Origin of the sequence: Streptomyces sp. NPDC006872, assembly GCF_040635845.1 — a bacterium.
Lineage (GTDB): Bacteria > Actinomycetota > Actinomycetes > Streptomycetales > Streptomycetaceae > Streptomyces.
In genome coordinates this window covers 198,284-219,374 of the sequence record NZ_JBEYIL010000015.1, presented here as the reverse complement: position 1 = coordinate 219,374, position 21,091 = coordinate 198,284, and the positions used below count along the sequence as shown (strand labels likewise).

16 protein-coding genes are annotated in these 21,091 nt (G+C 70.5%); 11 read left to right on the top strand and 5 right to left on the bottom strand.

The genetic code is table 11. The features are described from left to right. Positions 1-270: 270 nt before the first annotated feature. Together ABZ725_RS36910 and ABZ725_RS36905 are read right to left on the bottom strand one after the other, a co-directional pair. Positions 271-927, bottom strand: a complete 657-nt coding sequence (locus ABZ725_RS36910) for an MBL fold metallo-hydrolase (RefSeq protein WP_358806764.1) — start codon at positions 925-927, stop codon at positions 271-273. A gap of 9 nt (positions 928-936) precedes the next feature. Next, on the bottom strand, positions 937-1,623 hold the full coding sequence (locus ABZ725_RS36905; RefSeq protein ID WP_358806763.1) for a maleylpyruvate isomerase family mycothiol-dependent enzyme: 687 nt from the start codon (positions 1,621-1,623) through the stop codon (positions 937-939). 223 nt (positions 1,624-1,846) lie between these two features. On the opposite strand from ABZ725_RS36905, the gene uvrA reads away from it, so the two are divergent. Beyond that, positions 1,847-4,924, top strand: coding sequence for an excinuclease ABC subunit UvrA (gene uvrA, locus ABZ725_RS36900; RefSeq protein WP_358806762.1), 3,078 nt, complete (start codon positions 1,847-1,849; stop codon positions 4,922-4,924). Between the two features lie 60 nt (positions 4,925-4,984). Here the strand turns inward: uvrA and ABZ725_RS36895 are convergent, their stop codons facing one another. From ABZ725_RS36895 to ABZ725_RS36885, 3 genes are all read right to left on the bottom strand, one after another. Beyond that, a complete protein-coding gene (locus ABZ725_RS36895) occupies positions 4,985-5,896 on the bottom strand; it encodes a carbohydrate kinase (RefSeq protein WP_358806761.1) in 912 nt (303 codons plus the stop codon). Next, positions 5,893-6,975 (bottom strand): LacI family DNA-binding transcriptional regulator, encoded by a 1,083-nt coding sequence (locus tag ABZ725_RS36890; protein WP_358806760.1) that lies wholly within the window; start codon positions 6,973-6,975, stop codon positions 5,893-5,895. Before ABZ725_RS36890 ends, ABZ725_RS36895 begins: the two co-directional genes overlap by 4 nt. Before the next feature lie 143 nt (positions 6,976-7,118). After that, a complete protein-coding gene (locus tag ABZ725_RS36885; RefSeq protein ID WP_358806759.1) occupies positions 7,119-8,099 on the bottom strand; it encodes a hypothetical protein in 981 nt (326 codons plus the stop codon). A gap of 309 nt (positions 8,100-8,408) precedes the next feature. Here ABZ725_RS36885 and uvrC point away from each other — a divergent pair, with 309 nt between their 5' ends. From uvrC to ABZ725_RS36835, 10 genes are all read left to right on the top strand, one after another. Further along, positions 8,409-10,520: an excinuclease ABC subunit UvrC gene (gene uvrC / locus ABZ725_RS36880; protein ID WP_358806758.1), complete on the top strand. Its 2,112-nt coding sequence runs from the start codon at positions 8,409-8,411 to the stop codon at positions 10,518-10,520. Further along, positions 10,517-11,524, top strand: a complete 1,008-nt coding sequence (gene rapZ, locus ABZ725_RS36875; RefSeq protein WP_351920775.1) for an RNase adapter RapZ — start codon at positions 10,517-10,519, stop codon at positions 11,522-11,524. The genes uvrC and rapZ overlap by 4 nt, the downstream gene beginning before the upstream one ends. Next, a complete protein-coding gene (gene yvcK, locus ABZ725_RS36870) occupies positions 11,521-12,588 on the top strand; it encodes a uridine diphosphate-N-acetylglucosamine-binding protein YvcK (RefSeq protein WP_358806757.1) in 1,068 nt (355 codons plus the stop codon). Before rapZ ends, yvcK begins: the two co-directional genes overlap by 4 nt. Next, positions 12,579-13,568 carry a DNA-binding protein WhiA gene (gene whiA / locus ABZ725_RS36865; RefSeq protein ID WP_351920778.1) on the top strand — a complete coding sequence of 330 codons (990 nt, stop codon included), beginning with the start codon at positions 12,579-12,581 and terminating at the stop codon, positions 13,566-13,568. Before yvcK ends, whiA begins: the two co-directional genes overlap by 10 nt. A 186-nt stretch (positions 13,569-13,754) precedes the next feature. Further along, positions 13,755-16,709, top strand: coding sequence for a M14 family zinc carboxypeptidase (locus ABZ725_RS36860; RefSeq protein WP_358806756.1), 2,955 nt, complete (start codon positions 13,755-13,757; stop codon positions 16,707-16,709). Positions 16,710-16,938: 229 nt separating this feature from the next. Continuing rightward, a complete protein-coding gene (gene gap, locus ABZ725_RS36855) occupies positions 16,939-17,949 on the top strand; it encodes a type I glyceraldehyde-3-phosphate dehydrogenase (RefSeq protein WP_358806755.1) in 1,011 nt (336 codons plus the stop codon). A gap of 134 nt (positions 17,950-18,083) precedes the next feature. Continuing rightward, positions 18,084-19,295 carry a phosphoglycerate kinase gene (locus ABZ725_RS36850; protein ID WP_358806754.1) on the top strand — a complete coding sequence of 404 codons (1,212 nt, stop codon included), beginning with the start codon at positions 18,084-18,086 and terminating at the stop codon, positions 19,293-19,295. Positions 19,296-19,301: 6 nt separating this feature from the next. Then, entirely contained in the window at positions 19,302-20,078 is a 777-nt protein-coding gene (gene tpiA / locus ABZ725_RS36845) for a triose-phosphate isomerase (RefSeq protein WP_351918891.1), read from the top strand. A 95-nt stretch (positions 20,079-20,173) separates the two neighbouring features. After that, on the top strand, positions 20,174-20,410 hold the full coding sequence (secG, locus tag ABZ725_RS36840) for a preprotein translocase subunit SecG (RefSeq protein WP_351918892.1): 237 nt from the start codon (positions 20,174-20,176) through the stop codon (positions 20,408-20,410). Between the two features lie 211 nt (positions 20,411-20,621). Further along, the gene (locus tag ABZ725_RS36835; RefSeq protein WP_003957010.1) at positions 20,622-20,957 is read left to right on the top strand and encodes an RNA polymerase-binding protein RbpA; all 336 of its coding nucleotides are present in this window, start codon (positions 20,622-20,624) and stop codon (positions 20,955-20,957) included. Positions 20,958-21,091: the final 134 nt, after the last annotated feature.

Here is a 21,091-nt window from a genome sequence, read left to right as displayed (position 1 = left end):
GGACTGTGTCCTGCCCGGTCGCGTCGCCCGGTCGGTTGAGCGCCTGGGCCGCCGGCCGAGGGCGGGGATCGTGGACCGGCGGCCCGATCCGCGCCGGAGCCGTCATCCCGCGCGGGGCTGCCACCAGTTGACCGCGCAACGACGTGTGCGGGGAGCGCGTGCAGAGGGTCGGCGCGTGCGCGCGATTCACACGGGGCGCGCGTTCGGCAACGCGCGCCCCCTGTATGGACGGCTCACTGCATGGACAGCTCACTGCATGGGCGACTCGGCTCACCACCCGCGCGCGTGCCACTCCGGAAGGTGCGGCCGCTCCGCGCCCAGCGTGGTGTCGTTGCCGTGTCCCGGATAGACCCAGGTCTCGTCCGGCAGCGCGCCGAAGATCTTCGTCTCGACGTCGTGGATCAGGCTGGCGAACGCCTCCGGGTCCTTGCGGGTGTTGCCCACGCCCCCGGGGAAGAGGCAGTCGCCGGTGAAGACGTGGGGGTGGCCGTGCGGGTCGTCGTAGACCAGGGCGATCGAGCCGGGCGTGTGCCCGACCAGATGGCGTGCGGTGAGGCTCACGTTCCCCACCCGGATGACGTCGCCGTCGTCGACCGGGACGTCGGTCGGCACGGGGATGCCCTCGGCGTCCTGCCGGCCGGCGTAGGTACGCGCGTGCGTGCCTGCCACCACCTCGGCGAGCGCCTGCCAGTGGTCGCCGTGCTGATGCGTGGTGACGACGGACGCGATGCCGTCGTCGCCGATCATGCCGAGCAGGGCCTCCGCGTCGTTGGCCGCGTCGATCAACAACTGCTCGTCCGTGGCCCGACAGCGCAGCAGATAGGCGTTGTTGTTCATCGGGCCGACCGCGATCTTGGTGATCATGAGGTCCTTGAGCTCGTGCACGTCGGCCGGGCCGCCGACCGTCACCTCTCCGCTGTACGTCATGGCGGCAGCCTATAGCGGGGGGAGGGCCGGGAGCGTGCCGCCGTCGACCGTCAGTCCGGATCCGTCACGGCGGCCCGCGAGCCAGCCCAGGAGGTCGGCGGGGGAGCCGGTGACGGTCACCTCGGGCCCGTCGGCCTTGCGGCCCGTGCTCCACACGCGCGAGGCGTCCGTCAGGCGGGTCGGCGGTACGTCGGGATGTCCGTCGAACCGCTCCGCGAGGAACTCGATCTCCCGCTCGGTGAACTCCTCCGGCAGGTCCTCCAGCTCGTAACCGATGCCGAGGTCCACGTGGTGCAGCTCGACCTCCACCCACCGTCGGAAGGGCACGCGGGCCGCCGCGTCGACCACCCCGTTGCGCAGCTGCACCGTGCGCGACCAGTCCGCGGGTGCCGCTCCCGCCTCCTGGAAGCGGACCCCGCTCTCCCGCAGGTCCGCGAGCTGCACGTCCAGAGGGCGAGGGGCGTCCCGCTCGATGTCGGCGTCGCGCACGTGCGCGTCGGCGTACATGGGGCGCCCTTCCAGGACGTTCACGAGGGCGTCGGCGTTGCGGGCGATGTGGGCGAGCACATGGCCACGGCTCCAGCCGGGCAGGCGTGACGGCTCGGCCGCCGATGCGTTGTCCAGTGCCCCGACTTCGGTGAGCAGTCGCTCGGTCGCGGCACGTACAGACTCCAGGTCATGAGCGTGATCAATCATGCTGCTGACCCTAGCCCCGCCACCCCTTCGGGTGAAGGTGGCAGCTCTGGCCCGCAAATCGAATGCACGTGCTATATGGTCGGTGGCGGCGTCGGGCATGCTGGAAGGCCGGGGATTGTTGTGAACCGGTGAATCCCGACCGGCGTTGTCAGTGGCTCCCCCTAGTCTGAAAAAGACGGGGGCCCCGCCCCTGTCACTTCTCTCAAGAAAGGTGCGGACCGGCGTGGCCGACCGTCTCATCGTCCGTGGCGCGCGCGAGCACAACCTCAAGAATGTCTCGCTCGATCTGCCACGCGACTCGCTCATCGTCTTCACGGGCCTGTCGGGGTCGGGCAAGTCCTCGCTGGCCTTCGACACCATCTTCGCCGAGGGACAGCGGCGCTATGTCGAGTCCCTCTCCTCCTACGCCCGCCAGTTCCTGGGCCAGATGGACAAGCCGGACGTCGATTTCATCGAGGGCCTCTCCCCGGCCGTCTCCATCGACCAGAAGTCGACCTCGCGCAACCCGCGCTCCACGGTCGGCACCATCACCGAGGTCTACGACTACCTGCGGCTGCTCTTCGCGCGCATCGGCAAGCCGCACTGCCCCGAGTGCTCCCGGCCGATCACGCGCCAGTCGCCGCAGGCCATCGTCGACAAGGTGCTGGAACTGCCCGAGGGCAGCCGCTTCCAGGTGCTGTCGCCGCTGGTGCGCGAGCGCAAGGGAGAGTTCGTCGACCTGTTCGCCGATCTCCAGACCAAGGGCTACAGCCGCGCGCGGGTGGACGGCGAGACGATCCAGCTGTCCGACCCGCCCACCCTGAAGAAGCAGGAGAAGCACACCATCGAGGTGGTCATCGACCGCCTCACGGTGAAGGAGTCCGCCAAGCGCCGGCTCACCGACTCGGTGGAGACCGCCCTCGGCCTGGCCGGCGGCATGGTCGTGCTCGACTTCGTCGACCTTCCCGAGGACGACCCCGAGCGCGAGCGGATGTACTCGGAGCACCTGTACTGCCCGTACGACGATCTGTCCTTCGAGGAGCTCGAGCCCCGCTCGTTCTCCTTCAACTCGCCCTTCGGCGCCTGCCCCGATTGCTCCGGCATCGGCACGCGCATGGAGGTCGACCCCGAGCTGATCGTCCCGGACGAGGACAAGTCCCTCGACGAGGGCGCCATCCACCCCTGGTCGCACGGGCACACCAAGGACTACTTCGGCCGGCTGATCGGCGCCCTGGCCGAAGCGCTCGGCTTCCGCACCGACATCCCCTTCGCGGGCCTGCCGCAGCGGGCCAGGAAGGCCCTGCTGTACGGCCACAAGACGCAGATCGAGGTCCGCTACCGCAACCGGTACGGGCGCGAGCGCGTCTACACGACGCCCTTCGAGGGCGCCGTCCCGTTCGTGAAGCGCCGGCACAGCGAGTCCGAGAGCGACGCCAGCCGTGAGCGCTTCGAGGGCTATATGCGCGAGGTGCCCTGCCCCACCTGTGAGGGCACGCGCCTGAAGCCGCTCGTCCTCGCGGTCACGGTGATGGACAAGTCCATCGCCGAGGTCTCCGGCATGTCCATCAGCGACTGCGCGGACTTCCTGGGCGAGCTGAAGCTCGACGCCCGCGACAAGAAGATCGCCGAGCGGGTCCTGAAGGAGGTCAACGAGCGGCTGCGGTTCCTGGTCGACGTCGGCCTGGACTACCTCTCGCTCAACCGCGCGGCCGGCACGCTCTCCGGCGGCGAGGCCCAGCGCATCCGCCTGGCCACCCAGATCGGCTCCGGTCTCGTCGGCGTCCTGTATGTCCTCGACGAGCCGTCCATCGGTCTGCACCAGCGCGACAACCACCGGCTGATCGAGACCCTCGTCCGGCTGCGGGACATGGGCAACACGCTCATCGTCGTCGAGCACGACGAGGACACCATCAAGGTCGCCGACTGGATCGTGGACATCGGCCCCGGCGCCGGCGAGCACGGCGGCAACGTCGTGCACAGCGGCTCCTACAAGGAACTGCTCGACAACGCCGAGTCGCAGACCGGGCAGTACCTGTCCGGCAAGAAGGCGATCCCGCTGCCCGACATCCGGCGCCCGCAGGACCCGTCCCGCCGGCTCACCGTGCACGGCGCCCGCGAGAACAACCTGCAGGACATCGACGTGTCCTTCCCGCTGGGCGTGTTCACCGCGGTCACCGGTGTGTCCGGCTCCGGCAAGTCGACGCTGGTCAACGACATCCTGTACACGCACCTGGCCCGCGAGCTGAACGGCGCCCGGAACGTTCCCGGGCGGCACACGCGCGTGGACGGCGACGACCTCGTCGACAAGGTCGTACACGTCGACCAGTCGCCCATCGGCCGCACCCCGCGCTCCAACCCGGCCACGTACACCGGCGTCTTCGACCACGTCCGCAAGCTGTTCGCGGAGACGACCGAGGCGAAGGTCCGCGGCTATCTGCCCGGCCGCTTCTCCTTCAACGTCAAGGGCGGCCGCTGCGAGAACTGCGCGGGCGACGGCACGATCAAGATCGAGATGAACTTCCTCCCGGACGTCTACGTCCCGTGCGAGGTCTGCCACGGCGCCCGGTACAACCGGGAGACCCTGGAGGTCCACTACAAGGGCAAGTCCATCGCCGACGTCCTGAACATGCCGATCGAGGAGGCGACGGAGTTCTTCGAGGCCGTCCCCTCGATCGCCCGCCACCTCAACACCCTGAAGGACGTCGGCCTCGGCTACGTCCGGCTCGGCCAGTCCGCGACCACCCTGTCCGGCGGTGAGGCCCAGCGCGTCAAGCTCGCCAGCGAGCTCCAGCGCCGCTCCACCGGCCGCACGGTCTACGTCCTGGACGAGCCGACGACGGGTCTGCACTTCGAGGACATCAGCAAGCTCCTGACGGTCCTCGCCGGCCTGGTCGACAAGGGCAACACGGTCATCGTCATCGAGCACAACCTCGACGTGATCAAGACCGCCGACTGGGTCGTCGACATGGGCCCCGAGGGCGGCGCCGGCGGCGGCCTCGTCATCGCCGAGGGCACGCCGGAGGAGGTGGCCGCGGTGTCGACCAGCCACACCGGCAAGTTCCTCCGGGAGGTCCTCGGCGCCGAGCGCATCAGCGACGCGGCTGCGGTGAAGGCCCCGCGCAAGACGGCGGCGAAGAAGACGGTCGCGGCCAGGACGGCGCCGGCACGGAAGACGGCGACCGCCAAGACGGCGACCGCCAAGACCGCCACGGCCAAGTCCGCCGCCGCGAACGACACGGCGACGAAGAAGGCCGCCGGGGCGACGACGAAGGCGACGCCCGCGAAGAAGACGACGAAGTCGACGCGGGCGGCCAAGGCCTGACACCACGCGCGAAAGGACGGCGCCCCGCGGGAACTCCCCGTGGGGCGCCGTCCGTTCTTCCTACAGCTCGCCCACCTCGGAGGCGTACGGCGGTTCCGCACCGGCCCGGGAACAGGTGATCGCCGCCGCGCGTGCGGCGAACCGCAGCAACCGCGTCCAGTCGTCGGCACCGAGGAACTCGACGGCGGTGGGGGACAGGGCGTCGCGCAGCGCGAGGCCGTGCAGCAGCGCCGCGTTCACGGTGTCCCCGGCGCCGATGGTGTCCACGACCTCGACCTCCTCGCCGGGCACGGGGTGGATCGAGCCGTCGCGGGTGAAGACGCTCAGTCCGGCGCTGCCGTGCGTGAGCACCACCGCCGCCGGCCCGGCGGACAGCCACTCGTGCGGGGTGCCGCCCAGCCACCGGGCGTCCTCCTCGGAGAGCTTGAGCAGGGACACCGAGGGCAGCCAGCTCTTGAAGCGGGCCCGGTAAGCGTCGGCGTCCGGGATCAGCCCGGGCCGGATGTTCGGGTCGAGCGCGGTGAACAGGCCCTGCGCCGCGGAGGTCCGCATCAGCTCCTCGTACGCGCTCGCACCCGGCTCCAGGACGAGTGAGCAGGTGCCGAAGGACACCGCACGCGTCCCTGCGGGCAGCGCGGCCGGGGCCGTGAACAGCCGGTCGGCGGTGCCGTCGACGTAGAAGGAGTATGCGGCCGAACCGTCCCCGTCGACCGTGGCGACCGCGAGGGTGGTCGGCTCGGTGCCGCGCTGCACCGCGGACACGTCCACGCCCGATTCCCGCAGTCTGTCGAGCAGCGCCTCGCCGAAGGCGTCCAAGGAGGTGCGCGAGCAGAAGGCCGTGGGGGAGCCGAGGCGGCCGAGTGCGACCGCGGTGTTGTAGGGGCCGCCGCCGAGTGCCGGCTGCAGCCCCGCGAGGGCGCCCGTGCCCTGCGGTACCAGGTCGATCAGGGCCTCACCGGCAACGACGATCACAGGGCGGATCCTTCCTCGGAGCTATCGGAGCTATCGGAGCTGTCGGAGCCATCGGTGCTTGTGCCGTCCGTGCAGCCGCACGACATGCGATGGACGAAGGTGCAGGGGAGCCGTACGGTCCGGGCCGGGCGGTCGGGCGCGGCGAGGCGTTCGAGCAGCACCCGGACGGCCAGGGCGCCGAGGTCCCGGCTGGGCTGGGCGATCGCGGTGAGCCGGGGGGAGAACACGTCCGCCCAGGCGAAGTCGTCGAAACAGCACAGCGCGATGTCCTCGGGCACGGAGAGGCCGCGGTCGCGCAGCGCGCGCAGGGCGCCGATGGTCATCGCGTTGTTGGCGGTGACGAGGGCGGTGGGCGGCGCGGCCTGGGCGAGCAGGGCCGCGGTGGCTCGTTCGGCGCCGGCCGACGCGGAGTCCCCGTGGGCCAGCAGACGCTCGTCGTAGGGGAGCCCGGCGGCGGCGAGGCCGTGCCGGTAGCCGGAGATCCGTTCGCCGGTGGTGCTCAGGCCGGGCAGGCCGGCGACCAGGGCGATGCGGCGGTGGCCCAGTTCGGCCAGGTGGGCGACCAGTCGGGCCGTCGGTGCGGCGTTCTCGGCGCAGACCTGGTCGAAGCGGGGAGCGCCGTCCGCCGCCGCGTCGACGACACGGTCGAGGAGCACGGTCGGCACGGCGTGGCGGGTGAGGTAGGAGAGGAGGCCGCGCGGGTCGGCGGACGGGGCGACGATCAGGCCGTCGACGCGGCGCTCGTGCAGGAGCTGGACGACCTTGCGCTCGTGCTCGGGCTCGTCGTGCGGATCGGCGATCAGGAGGCTGTACCCCTGCTCCAGGGCGCCGGCCTCGACACCCTGGAGGATCTCCGTGAAGTAGGGATTGCTGATCGCCGACACCGCGAGCCCGATGGAACGGGTGCGGGAGGTCACCAGGGAGCGGGCGAGGGTGTTGGGCGTGTAGCCGAGCTCGTCGATGGCGTCGAGGACGGCCTGGCGGGTGTGGGGGAGCACCGGACGGGTGTCGTTGAGCACGTGCGAGACGGTCGCCACGGACACTCCCGCGTGCCGTGCGACGTCGGCCATGGTCGGCATCCGGTCGCCTCGCCTTCCTGGGGCCCCGCAGTCCGGGCCCGTGCCCGTCCTTCCGGCGGGAAGCTATCTCATTCAGCGCCCTGCGTAAACGATTGCGCAAGCGTTTACGTCAGTCGAACGGTCGGGCGAACAGTCACGCGAACTCACTCCCAGTCCCATCCGATGCCCACCATGCCCGACCGCACCCGCGGCTCCACGAGGTGCACCGAACGGTGTCGGCCGCTGATCGGCAGTTCCTGGCGGCCGCCGCGCGGGGCCGCCGCCGAGTGCTGGGTGAACCGGTGGCAGCGCACGGGCAGGGCGTGCTCGTCGAAGCGGATCTGGAGGGCGTACTGGCCGCCCGCCGCACCGAAGCCGCGGACGTACTCGCGGCACACGTCGGCGGTCCCGTCCTCCACGCCGTAGCGGAAGAGGAACGTGTCGCCGGCCCGCAGGCGGGTGTCGAAGAGGAACTCGGCCACGAGCACGCCGGTGTCGTGATGGCGGCGGACGCGACCGGCCCGGCAGTTCTCCAGGGCGTGCACCGCCATCCGCTCCGGTGCGCACCCGGGGTCGCCGTGGTGGACGGCCACGAAGCGGTCGACGCCGTCGCGGTGGGCGCGCACGATGTGCTGCGACTCGCGCCCCAGGAGCTCACGGCGCGCCCCGATGCGGACCCGCTCATGGTGGCCGAGAGTGTGCAGTCCGCCGTCGACGGGGCACTCCAGTTCAACGAGCAGTTGTTCGAGAGCGCCGGTGGCCTCCAGGAACGAGCGGTAGGAGCGGCCCGCGGACTGCCCGGCCGTCGTGGCGCCGTTGCCGCCGTTCCCGCCGTCGGCGTCCGCGAGCAGCCGGATCAGGGACTCGTCCGGCAGGTGCAGGATCTCCTCCAGCGCACGCACCGCCCGCAACGACTCGGGGCGCTGCGGACGCCGGGCGCCCTGCTGCCAGTAGCTCAGGCTCGTCACGCCCACCTTGACCCCGTAGCGCGACAGATGATGCTGGACGCGCTGCAGCGGCAGTCCACGGGCGGCGATCGCGGCACGCAGCGCCACGTGGAAGGGGCCGCCTCGCAGGGCCGTGTCCAGTTCCGCGGTGGTCGCGGCGACGACGGCGGCGTCCGCGTGCTGTGTGGCGTGCGGCATGCAGGGGCCTTTCTGTGAATGCTCACGACGGCTGGTCGGACCGTTCGCGTGGGTGGTCGGGGTCTTGCCCGTGACGCAGCAGCTCCTTCACATCCGTAAGGCGCCCTTCAGGGCCCCGAGTTCCCCCGCATTGAAGCGTGTTGACCAAGTCCCGACAACACCTGATGCCCGAGTGGCACGTGCGTGTGGCCGAGTCGCTGCCCTCGGGCCCGTCCCTGCTGTGCCCGGTCGTCCACAGCCCTGCCGGAGACCCCTGCCGTTGTCCACAGCCCCGCCGGAGTGTCACTCCGCGCCAGTAGGGTGTGAGACATGGCCGACCCCTCCAGCTACCGCCCCAAGCCGGGACAGATCCCGGACTCTCCCGGGGTGTACCGATTCCGCGACGAGCACCGCCGGGTGATCTACGTCGGAAAGGCGAAGAGCCTGCGCCAGCGCCTGGCGAACTACTTCCAGGACGTGGCAGGCCTTCACCCGCGCACCCGCACGATGGTCACCACGGCCGCGTCGGTGGAGTGGACGGTGGTGTCCACGGAGGTCGAGGCGCTGCAGCTGGAGTACTCCTGGATCAAGGAGTACGACCCCCGGTTCAACGTCAAGTACCGCGACGACAAGAGCTACCCCTATCTCGCGGTCACGATGAACGAGGAGTTCCCGCGCGTGCAGGTGATGCGCGGCCACAAGAAGAAGGGCGTCAGGTACTTCGGGCCGTACGCGCACGCGTGGGCGATCCGGGACACGGTCGACCTGCTGCTGCGCGTCTTCCCCGTGCGCACCTGCTCCGCGGGTGTCTTCAAGAACGCAGCCCGCACCGGCCGGCCCTGTCTGCTCGGCTACATCGGCAAGTGCTCCGCGCCCTGCGTCGGCCGGATCACCCCCGAGGAGCACGGCGAACTGGCCGACGAGTTCTGCGACTTCATGGCCGGCCGCACCGGCGCCTACCTCCGCCGTCTGGAGAAGCAGATGATGGAGGCGGCCGAGGAGATGGCGTACGAGCGGGCCGCCCGCCTGCGCGACGACATCGAGGCCCTGAAGAAGGCCATGGAGAAGAACGCGGTCGTGCTCGCGGACGCGACCGACGCCGACCTGATCGCGGTCGCCGAGGACGAGTTGGAGGCGGCCGTCCAGATCTTCCACGTCCGCGGCGGGCGCGTGCGCGGCCAGCGCGGCTGGGTGACCGACAAGGTCGAGGACGTCACCACCGGCGCCCTCGTCGAGCACGCCCTTCAGCAGCTGTACGGCGAGGAGCGGGGCGACTCCGTCCCCAAGGAGGTGCTGGTCCCCGCCCTGCCCGAGCCCGCGCTGCCCGTCCAGGAGTGGCTCACCGAGCGCCGCGGGTCCAACGTGTCGCTGCGCATCCCGCAGCGGGGCGACAAGAAGGCCCTGATGGAGACCGTCGAGCGCAACGCACAGCAGTCGCTCGTCCTGCACAAGACGAAGCGGGCCTCCGACCTGACCACGCGCTCGCGTGCCCTGGAGGAGATCGCCGAGGCCCTCGACCTGGACAGCGCCCCGCTCCGGATCGAGTGCTACGACATCTCGCACCTCCAGGGCGACGACGTCGTGGCCTCCATGGTCGTCTTCGAGGACGGTCTGCAGCGTAAGAGCGAGTACCGCCGCTTCCAGATCAAGGGCTTCGAGGGCCAGGACGACGTCCGCTCCATGCACGAGGTGATCACCCGCCGCTTCCGGCGCTACATCGCCGAGAAGGGCAAGACGGGGGAGTGGACCGACGGCGAGCCCCCGCTCACGGACGGCGTCCCGCTCACCGCCGGCGCCGATGCCGACGCCGACGCCATGGAAACCGTCCTGGCCGGCACCCTCACCGAGGACGACGGCCGTCCCAAACGGTTCGCCTACCCGCCCCAGCTCGTCGTCGTCGACGGCGGACAGCCGCAGGTCGCGGCCGCCAAGCGGGCGCTGGACGAACTGGGAATCGACGACGTCGCCGTCTGCGGCCTCGCCAAGCGCCTGGAGGAGGTCTGGCTGCCCGGCGACGACGACCCGGTCGTCCTGCCCCGCAGCAGCGAAGGCCTCTACCTGCTGCAGCGCGTCCGCGACGAGGCCCACCGCTTCGCGATCACCTACCAGCGCACCAAGCGGGCCAAGCGCTTCCGCGCCGGTCCGCTGGACGAGGTGCCGGGCCTCGGCGAGACCCGCAAGCAGGCGCTGATCAAGCACTTCGGGTCGGTGAAGAGGCTGCGGGCTGCGACGATCGACCAGATCTGCGAGGTCCCCGGCATAGGCCGCAAGACGGCCGAGACCATCGCCGCGGCCCTCGCGCAGGCGGCGCCGCCCGCTCCCGCCGTGAACACCGCGACCGGAGAGATCATTGAAGACGAGGAACCCGATACGACGGCGGGTCCCCCCGGAGATCCCGTGACGGCGGGCGCCCCGGAAGAACGACTGGGGCAGGAGACATGACCGAGCACGATGCACACCCCACAGCCCAGAGAGAACAGGCGCCCCCGGACCCCGGGGCCGCCGACAGCCCCCGGCAAGAAGCACGCCACGAAGACGGAGCACAGGTGAGTACGGACGTCACGCCGCCCGGGATCCCCGAGGCGGCCATCCCCGAGCTGGTGATCATCTCCGGCATGTCCGGGGCGGGTCGCTCGACGGCAGCCAAGTGTCTGGAGGACCTCGGCTGGTTCGTCGTCGACAACCTCCCTCCCGCCCTGATCCCCACCATGGTGGAGCTGGGCGCTCGCTCCCAGGGCAACGTGGCGCGGATCGCGGTGGTCGTCGACGTCCGCGGCCGGCGCTTCTTCGACAACCTCCGTGAGTCCCTCGCCGACCTCGAGACCAAGGGCGTCACCCGGCGGATCGTCTTCCTGGAGTCCTCCGACGACGCCCTCGTGCGCCGCTTCGAGTCCGTGCGCCGCCCGCACCCCCTCCAGGGCGACGGCCGCATCGTCGACGGCATCGCCGCCGAACGCGAGCTGCTGCGCGAGCTGCGCGGGGACGCCGACCTGGTGATCGACACCTCCAGCCTCAACGTGCACGAGCTGCGCGCCAAGATGGACGCCCAGTTCGCGGGCGACGAGGAGCCCGAGCTGCGGGCCACCGTGATGTCCTTCGGCTTCAAGTACGGCCTGCCGGTCGACGCCGACCTGGTCGTGGACATGCGCTTCCTGCCCAACCCGCACTGGGTCCCGGAGCTGCGCCCCTACACCGGCCTCAACGAGGAGGTCTCGGCGTACGTCCTCAACCAGCCCGGCGCGAAGGAGTTCCTCGACCGGTATGCGGAGCTCCTCCAGCTGGTTGCCGCGGGCTACCGCCGGGAGGGCAAGCGCTATGTGACCATCGCGGTCGGCTGCACGGGCGGCAAGCACCGCTCGGTGGCCATGTCGGAGAAGCTCGCCGCGCGCCTCGCGGCCGAGGGCGTGGAGACGGTGGTCGTGCACCGGGACATGGGACGGGAATGACAGGACGTACTCCACGGCTCGGTCGGCTGCGCAGGGTCGCCCTGGAGGGGCGCGCGGGCCGGCCGGTCGAGGCCCGGGGCGGCAAACCGCGCCGCCGCGGCACCCAGCCCAAGGTCGTCGCCCTCGGTGGCGGCATGGGTCTGTCCGCCTCGCTCACGGCGCTGCGCCGGATCACCGGCGACCTCACGGGCGTCGTCACGGTGGCGGACGACGGCGGCTCCAGCGGCCGCCTGCGGGACGAACTGGGCGTGCTGCCGCCCGGTGACCTGCGCAAGGCGCTGGCCGCGCTGTGCGGCGACGACGACTGGGGCCAGACCTGGGCCCGGGTCATCCAGCACCGTTTCCAGTCGCAGGGCGAGATCAACGGCCACGCGGTCGGCAATCTGCTGATCGTCGCCCTGTGGGAGCAGCTCGGCGACCATGTGCAGGCCCTGGACCTGGTCGGCAAGCTGCTCGGCGCGCAGGGCCGGGTGCTGCCCATGTCCGCCGTGCCGCTGGAGCTCCAGGCGCTGGTCAAGGGGCACGATCCGCTGCGGCCGGACGACATCGACACCGTCCGGGGACAGGCGACCGTGGCGCTGACGCCCGGCGAGGTGCAGTCCGTGCACCTGGTGCCGAACGACCCGCCGGCCGTCCCGGAGGCCGTCGCCGCCGTCCTGGACGCGGACTGGGTGGTGCTCGGGCCCGGCTCCTGGTTCTCCTCGGTCATGCCGCACCTGCTGGTGCCCGGTCTGCTCGACGCGCTCATGGAGACCAAGGCCCGCCGGGTGCTCTCCTTGAACCTCGCCCCGCAGCCGGGAGAAACCGACGGCTTCTCCCCGCAGCGTCATTTGGAGGTTTTGGGACGACACGCCCCTAAACTCGCCCTGGACGTGGTGCTGGCCGACGAGGCCGCCGTGCCCGACCGCGACTCGCTGACCGACGCCGCCAAACGGTTCGGGGCCGCGGTCGAGCTGGCGCCGGTGGCCCGGCCCGACGGAACCCCGAGGCACGACCCGGAGTTGTTGGCCGCCGCGTACGACCGTATTTTTCGGATGCATGGAAGGATCGGCCCATGGCGATGACGGCAGCGGTGAAGGATGAGATTTCCCGGCTTCCCGTCACCCGGACCTGCTGCAGAAAGGCGGAGGTCTCCGCGATTCTGCGGTTCGCCGGCGGCCTCCACCTGGTGAGCGGGCGCATTGTGATCGAGGCGGAGCTGGACACGGCGATGGCGGCCCGTCGGCTCAAGCGGGACATCCTGGAGATCTTCGGCCACAGCTCGGAGCTGATCGTGATGGCCCCGGGCGGTCTGCGCCGCGGCTCGCGCTATGTCGTGCGGGTCGTCGCGGGCGGTGACCAGCTGGCCCGGCAGACGGGACTCGTCGACGGCCGCGGCCGCCCGATCCGGGGTCTGCCCCCGCAGGTGGTCTCCGGCGCGACCTGCGACGCGGAGGCGGCCTGGCGCGGCGCCTTCCTGGCGCACGGCTCGCTCACCGAGCCCGGCCGCTCCTCCTCCCTGGAGGTGACCTGCCCGGGCCCGGAGGCGGCGCTCGCGCTGGTCGGCGCGGCCCGTCGGCTCTCCATCGCCGCGAAGGCCCGAGAGGTGCGCGGCGTCGACCGGGTCGTCGTCCGCGACGGCGACGCGATCGGCGCGCTGCTCACCCGCCTCGGCGCACACGAGTCGGTGCTGGCCTGGGAGGAGCGCCGGATGCGCCGTGAGGTGCGTGCCACGGCGAACCGGCTCGCCAACTTCGACGACGCCAACCTGCGCCGCTCGGCGCGCGCCGCCGTCGCCGCGGGAGCCCGTGTCCAGCGCGCGCTGGAGATCCTCGGCGAGGAGGTGCCCGAGCACCTCGCGGCGGCCGGCCGGCTGCGCATGGATCACAAGCAGGCCTCCCTGGAGGAACTCGGCGCGCTCGCCGACCCGCCGCTGACGAAGGACGCGGTCGCCGGCCGTATCCGCAGGCTGCTGGCGATGGCCGACAAGCGTGCCTCCGACCTCGGCATCCCGGGCACGGAGGCCAACCTCAGCGAGGACCTCGCCGACAATCTGGTCGGCTGATCACCCGTCAGAATGCCGGTGGTGGGGGGGGGGGGGGGGGCCCCCCCCGCCCCCCGCGGGGGGGGCCCCCCCCCCCCCCCCCCACCACCGGCATTTGCGGGGCTTTGAGGCGCTCTTGACTGGATCATGAACTGTCATGAGCCTGGCAGAGTTCGCTGCCGTGGCGAACTCACGCCAGGGGGTTTCATGAGACGCAGAGCGAGATCGATCCTCGCCGTCGGCGCGCTGCTGCTCGGCGGAGCGGCACTCGCACCCATCGCCCAGGCACAGCCCGGAAGCTCACCCACGCCCGACCCGGACGAGGTCAAGGTCTTCCGCGCCGAGGTCACCAAGCAGCAGGTGCCCCTGCTGCTGGCGGCCGGCCAGGACGGCCACGAACTGAGCGAACAGGCTCCCGAGCAGGGCACCGCCACCGTCGAGGTGTTCCTGACCGACGAACAGGCGAAGAAACTCGGGAAGCAAGGGGTCGAGCTCACCGAGCACACCCTCTCCGCCCGGACCGAGAGCCGTCTGAAGGCGGCCTCGGACGGGGTGTTCCGCCCCTACAGCGGCACCGGCGGCCTGCGGGAGGAGATCCTCCGCACCGGCCAGGAGAACCCGGGCCTCACCAAGGTCGTCTCCCTCGGCAAGACGGTGAACGGCCAGGACATCCTCGCGGTCAAACTGACCAAGAACGCGAAGAGCTCCAAGGACGGCGCCAAGCCCGCGGTGCTGTACATGTCCAACCAGCACGCCCGTGAGTGGATCACCCCGGAGATGACCCGGCGGCTGATGCACCACTACCTGGACAACTACCGCACCGACAAGCGGATCAAGAAGATCGTCGACTCCACCGAGCTGTGGTTCGTCCTGTCGGCCAACCCCGACGGCTACGACTACACCTTCCAGAGCACCGACAACCGGCTGTGGCGCAAGAACCTGCGGGACGTCAACGGCGACGGCGCGATCACCACCGGCGACGGCGTCGACCTCAACCGCAACTTCGCCTACAAGTGGGGCTACGACGACGAGGGTTCGTCCCCCAACCCCACCAGTCAGACCTACCGCGGCGCGAGCCCCGGCTCCGAGCCCGAGACGAAGGCGCTCGACGCGTTCGAGGCGCGGATCGGCTTCACCTACGGCGTCAACTACCACTCCGCCGCCGAACTCATCCTCTACGGCGTCGGCTGGCAGGTCGCCACCGACACCCCGGACGACGTCGTCTACAAGGCGCTCGCCGGCACCCCCGACGACTCCGCGATCCCGGGCTACCGCCCGCAGGTGGCCTCGGAGCTGTACACGACCAACGGCGAGGCGGACGGCCACGCGGCGAACGTCAACGGCACGGCGATGTTCACCCCGGAGATGTCGACGTGCCAGACCGCGTCGGACATCGATCCGAACGACCAGTGGAACGCGTCCGACTGCCAGTCGGGTTTCAACTTCCCGGACGACGAGAAGCTGATCCAGGACGAGTTCGCCAAGAACGTCCCGTTCGCGCTCTCCGTCGCCGAGTCCGCGGCCCGCCCCGACCAGCCGAAGTCCTCGATCGGCCGGAGCGCCGCCGACTTCACCCCGGCGCCGTTCACCACGTCCTACTCGCGCGGCGCCGACCAGGAGGTCTCCGTCGTCGCACGCAAGGCGATCCGCGACAAGGAGCTCAAGTACCGCGTCAACGGCGGCCGTACGCACGACCAGGCGCTGAGGGCCTGGAAGGGCGGCGAGACCTACGGCGGGGACGACAACCTGTACTTCGACGAGTACCGCGCCAAGGTGCGAGACGGCGAACCGGGCGACAAGGTCGAGGTGTGGTTCACGGGCGAGACCAAGGACGGCAAGAAGGTCTCCAGCTCGCGCTTCACCTACACGGTCGCCGCACGCCCCAAGGCCGACACCCTCGTCGTCGCCGAGGAGGGCGCCGCCGCCACGCAGGCGCAGACCTACGTCGACGCGCTGAAGGCCAACGGCCGCAGGGCGATCGTCTGGGACGTCGCCACGCAGGGCGTGCCCGACGCGCTCGGCGTGCTGAGCCACTTCGGCACGGTCGTCCACTACACGGGCGCGAGCGTCCCCGGCAATCCGACCCAGCTCGAACTGCGCGCCTTCCTCAACGAGGGCGGCAAGCTGATCGAGGCGGGCGAGCGGGCGGGCGGCGCGGTCGACCTCGGCGACGGCACGCCGTCGGACGACTTCAGCCAGTACTACCTGGGCGCCTACTCCCGTACGTCGACCCCCGGCGCCACCGGCTTCACCGGCTCCGGCAAGCTCGGCGGCCTGAGCGGGGCCCTCGGCCCGGCGGCCGGCAACCCGCTCGACAGGGCGGGCACCTACGGGGTCACCTCGGACGAACTGCCCGTCGCCACACACCCGCAGTTCGCGAGCGCGGGCGCCGGCCAGTTCGCCGGGACGGTCAACCCGTACGGGCCGTACGCGGGCTCGTACATGGCCGCCGCGGTGCACACCGACGACGCCTACAAGCGCCTCATCCGCACCATCGACCTCACGGGTGTCGGCGCGGCGAGCGCCCCCGCGCTGCGCACCCGGCTGCTGTGGGACACCGAGCCCGGCTACGACAACGCGATCGTCGAGGTCCACACGGTCGGCGCCGACGACTGGACCACGCTCCCCGAGGCGGGCGGCGCCACCAGTGCCGTCGTGCCGGCCGAGTGCGGGGCCGGCTTCTACGTCGGCGAGCACCCGTGGCTGCGGCACTACCTCACCGTCGCCTCGGGCGGCTGCACCGCCACCGGCGCCACCGGCTCCTGGAACGCCCTCACCGGCGCCTCCAGCGGCTGGCAGCAGGTGAACTTCGATCTCAGCGCGTACGCGGGCAAGAAGGTGGAGGTCTCGATCTCCTACGTCACCGACCCCGGCAGCGGCGGCCACGGCCTCCTCGCCGACGACGCCTCGCTGGTCGTCGGCGGCACGGCCACCGGGACCGAGGGCTTCGAGACCTCGCTCGGCGCCTGGCAGGTCGGCGGTCCGCCCGCGGGCAGCCCGGCCGTCCTGAAGGACTGGACGCGCACCGGCACCCTCTTCCAGACCTATGGAGCGGTCACCACGGACGACACCGTGCTGCTGGGCTTCGGCCTGGAGCACCTGACCTCGGCGGCCGACCGAAAAGCGCTCATCGGAAAGGCTCTCGACTCACTTGAGGGGTGACACGCCACAGTCAACCCCGTGTGAAAGTTCGAGATCAAATCGAGTGACGAGGCCTTCAGGCCCGGGCGGTCCGTACCCCTACTGGCGGGTACGGACCGTCCTGCCGTGTATGGGGCGACTCGATGTCACCACGGGGCCCGCGGAGAGGTAGGGTCGTGGGTGGTCGGGGACATCCCAAATACAGCTCGCCGGCACCGCATAGCCGGTGTATCAACGAGGAGATCGGTTCGTGACGATCCGCGTAGGCATCAACGGCTTTGGCCGCATCGGTCGTAACTACTTCCGCGCGCTGCTGGAGCAGGGTGCTGACATCGAGATCGTGGCTGTCAACGACCTGGGTGACACCGCGACCACCGCACACCTCCTGAAGTACGACACCATCCTGGGCCGCCTCAAGGCCGAGGTGTCGCACACCGCCGACACGATCACCGTCGACGGTCACACCATCAAGGTGCTCTCCGAGCGCAACCCCGCCGACATCCCGTGGGGCGAGCTCGGCGTCGACATCGTCATCGAGTCGACCGGCATCTTCACGAAGAAGGCCGACGCCGCGAAGCACATCGCCGGCGGCGCCAAGAAGGTCCTCATCTCGGCTCCGGCCAAGGACGAGGACATCACCATCGTGATGGGTGTCAATCAGGACAAGTACGACCCGGCGCACCACCACGTCATCTCCAACGCCTCCTGCACCACCAACTGTGTGGCGCCGATGGCCAAGGTCCTCGACGAGAACTTCGGCATCGTCAAGGGTCTGATGACGACGGTCCACGCGTACACCAACGACCAGCGCATCCTGGACTTCCCGCACTCGGACCTGCGCCGCGCCCGCGCCGCCGCCGAGAACATCATCCCGACCACGACGGGCGCCGCGAAGGCCACCGCCCTGGTCCTGCCGCAGCTCAAGGGCAAGCTCGACGGCATCGCGATGCGCGTCCCGGTCCCCACCGGCTCGGCCACCGACCTGGTCGTGACGCTGCAGCGCGAGGTCACCAAGGACGAGGTCAACGCCGCGTTCAAGAAGGCCTCCGAGGACGGCGACCTCAAGGGCTACCTGGCCTACACCGAGGACGAGATCGTCTCCTCGGACATCGTCGGCGACCCGGCCTCCTGCACCTTCGACTCCTCCCTGACCATGGTTCAGGAGGGCAACACGGTGAAGATCCTCGGCTGGTACGACAACGAGTGGGGTTACTCCAACCGCCTCGTCGACCTGACGGTCTTCGTCGGCGGCCAGCTCTGATCGTCGGATCAGGCACTTCGATGTGAGCACAGGGCTCGGGCGGCGCAGGGACGCGCCGTCCGGGCCCTGACTCACGTACAGATCAGCCCTCTTACGATCACGAGCACGACAAGTCCTCCTCGGGAGCCCTCTCTATGAAGACGATCGACGAACTTCTCGCCGAAGGCGTCGCAGGCAAGCGGGTCTTCGTCCGCGCCGACCTCAACGTGCCGCTCGAGAGCGGCGCCATCACCGACGACGGCCGTATCCGCGCCGTCCTGCCCACCGTCAAGGCCCTCGCGGACGCGGGCGCCAAGGTGGTCGTCGCCTCGCACCTGGGCCGTCCCAAGGGCGCGCCGGACCCGGCCTTCTCCCTCGCCCCCGCCGCCTCCCGGCTGGGCGAGCTCCTCGGCTCCGCCGTGGCCTTCGCGACCGACACGGTCGGCGACTCCGCGCGCTCGGTCGTCGCGGGCCTGGCCGACGGCCAGGTCGCCGTCATCGAGAACCTGCGCTTCAACGCGGGCGAGACGGCCAAGGACGACGCCGAGCGCGGCGCCTTCGCCGATCGCCTCGCCGAGCTCGCCGACGTCTACGTCGGCGACGGCTTCGGCGCGGTGCACCGCAAGCACGCCTCGGTCTACGACCTCCCGGCCCGGCTGCCGCACGCCGCCGGCTTCCTCATCGCCACCGAGGTCGGCGTCCTGAAGAAGCTCACCGAGGACGTCCAGCGGCCCTACGTCGTCGCCCTCGGCGGCGCCAAGGTCTCCGACAAGCTCGCCGTCATCGACCAACTCCTCGGCAAGGCCGACCGCATCCTCATCGGCGGCGGCATGGCCTACACCTTCCTCAAGGCCCAGGGCCACGAGGTGGGCATCTCCCTCCTGCAGGAGGACCAGGTCCCGGTCGTACAGGAATACCTCGAGCGCGCCGAGCGGACCGGCGTCGAGCTGGTCCTGCCCGTCGACGTCCTCGTCTCCACCGAGTTCCCGGACCTGAAGGCCAAGGCCCCGACGAACCCCGCCACCGTCGCCGCGGACGCGATCCCCGCCGACCAGGAGGGTCTGGACATCGGTCCCGAGACCCGCAAGCTGTACGCCTCGAAGTTCGCCGACGCCGCCACCGTCTTCTGGAACGGCCCCATGGGCGTCTTCGAGCACCCCGACTACGCCGAGGGCACCAAAGAGGTCGCCCAGGCCCTCGTCGACTCCCCGGCCTTCACGGTCGTCGGCGGCGGCGACTCCGCCGCGGCCGTCCGCATCCTGGGCTTCGACGAGAACGCATTCGGCCATATCTCGACCGGCGGCGGCGCCTCCCTCGAATACCTCGAGGGCAAGACGCTCCCCGGCCTCGCCGCACTGGAGGACTGACCCCGTATGACCACTCGCACGCCGCTGATGGCGGGCAACTGGAAGATGAACCTCAACCACCTCGAGGCCATCGCCCACGTCCAGAAGCTCGCCTTCGCCCTGGCCGACAAGGACTACGAGGCCGTCGAGGTCGCCGTCCTGCCGCCCTTCACCGACCTGCGCTCCGTACAGACCCTGGTCGACGGCGACAAGCTCAAGATCAAGTACGGCGCTCAGGACATCTCGGCGCAGGACTCCGGCGCCTACACCGGCGAGATCTCCGGTCCGATGCTCGCCAAGCTGAAGTGCACGTTCGTGGCCATCGGCCACTCCGAGCGCCGTCAGTACCACAACGAGACCGACGACGTCGTGAACGCCAAGGTCAAGGCCGCCTACAAGCACGGTCTGACCCCGATCCTGTGCGTGGGCGAGGAGCTGGACGTCCGCGAGGCGGGCAACCACGTCTCCCACACCCTCGCCCAGGTCGAGGGCGGTCTGAAGGACCTCCCGGCCGAGCAGGCCGAGTCCGTCGTGATCGCCTACGAGCCGGTGTGGGCCATCGGCACCGGCAAGGTCTGCGGCGCCGCGGACGCGCAGGAGGTCTGCGCCGCCATCCGCGCCAAGCTCGCCGAGCTCTACAGCCAGGAACTGGCCGACGGCGTCCGCATCCAGTACGGCGGCTCCGTCAAGTCCGGCAACGTCGCCGAGATCATGGCGCAGGCCGACATCGACGGCGCGCTGATCGGCGGCGCCTCGCTGGACACCGACGAGTTCGTCAAGATCGTGCGCTTCCGCGACCAGTGAGTATGCGGTAGCGGCGATCCGTCGTACCCTTGCGGGGGCATGGCCGTCGTGCCGTGCCCCCGTCGTTATCCGATTCCGAGGAAGTTGGTCCAGCCGTGGTTTTGGGGTTCTCGATCGCCCTGATCGTCTTCAGCCTGCTGCTGATGCTGCTGGTGCTGATGCACAAGGGGAAGGGCGGCGGCCTCTCCGACATGTTCGGCGGCGGCATGCAGTCCTCCGTCGGCGGCTCCTCGGTCGCCGAGCGCAACCTCGACCGCATCACCGTCGTGGTCGGCATGCTGTGGTTCGCCTCCATCATCGTCCTCGGCCTGCTGATGAAGACGAACAGCTGATCAGCGTCGCACAGGCACGCACAATCCGGTACGTAAGGCCCCATGTTCGGTACGCGCAGCTGAGCGCGGCCTATCATGGGGCTTGCGTCTAGGTGTGGGAGCTGTAACTCGAATCACTGGACGCGCGTTGGGCCTTACGTAGACTGAGGCGCTCGCAGCGAAGCGAAACGCCGACTCGCTTTGCGGCACCATCACGCAGGGAGTTACGACCGTGGCAAGTGGCAACGCGATCCGAGGAAGCCGGGTCGGGGCGGGGCCGATGGGCGAGGCCGAGCGGGGCGAGTCCGCGCCCCGTCTGCGCATCTCCTTCTGGTGCTCCAACGGACACGAGACGCAGCCCAGCTTCGCCAGCGACGCGCAGGTCCCCGACACCTGGGACTGCCCCCGCTGCGGATTCCCCGCCGGACAGGACCGGGACAACCCCCCGGACCCGCCGCGCACCGAGCCCTACAAGACGCACCTCGCCTATGTGCGGGAGCGGCGCAGCGACGCGGACGGCGAGGCGATCCTCGCCGAAGCGCTCGCCAAACTGCGGGGCGAGATCTAGCGACTTTCCAGGACCGGCCGGGCGCCCCAGGGCGCCTGGCCGGACCTGTTTCACGCTGCCCCGATCCGATCCGACCCGAGGCAGACGCTGCTTCGCGGGCCGATTGTCAGTGGTGCCCTCTACGGTTTTCACAG